The 300-nt window shown below is 42.0% G+C and carries 1 protein-coding gene; it reads right to left on the reverse strand.

The features are described from left to right. A partial coding sequence (locus tag A1D25_RS02025) for a hypothetical protein (protein ID WP_157394043.1) occupies positions 1–300 on the reverse strand: 300 nt, incomplete at both ends.

A 300-nucleotide genomic window follows, 5' to 3' on the forward strand; every position in this document is an offset into this window, starting at 1 on the left:
TGGCTTTTAGGTTACCTGTTGGTTCATTGGTGAAGTTGCCATTGGTGCTATTAACAGTGATAGGACCATTGTCAGAAGTTACGTTACCTGCGTTTACAATGTCTTGATGAGCATTGATTTCAACGCCTTTATCACCGTTTAGGTTACCTGTTTGGGTATTGGTGAATTTGCCTTGATCTGAATACACATCAACCTTACCCTCGTTAGAGGTTACATTACCTGCATTGGTGATGTCGTTCGTAGCATATAGTTTCACATTTTCTTTAGCGGTGATGTCACTGCCTGCACCTGTGGTGATGT

The sequence above is a fragment of the Ursidibacter arcticus genome (assembly GCF_009761375.1).
Lineage (GTDB): Bacteria > Pseudomonadota > Gammaproteobacteria > Enterobacterales > Pasteurellaceae > Ursidibacter > Ursidibacter arcticus.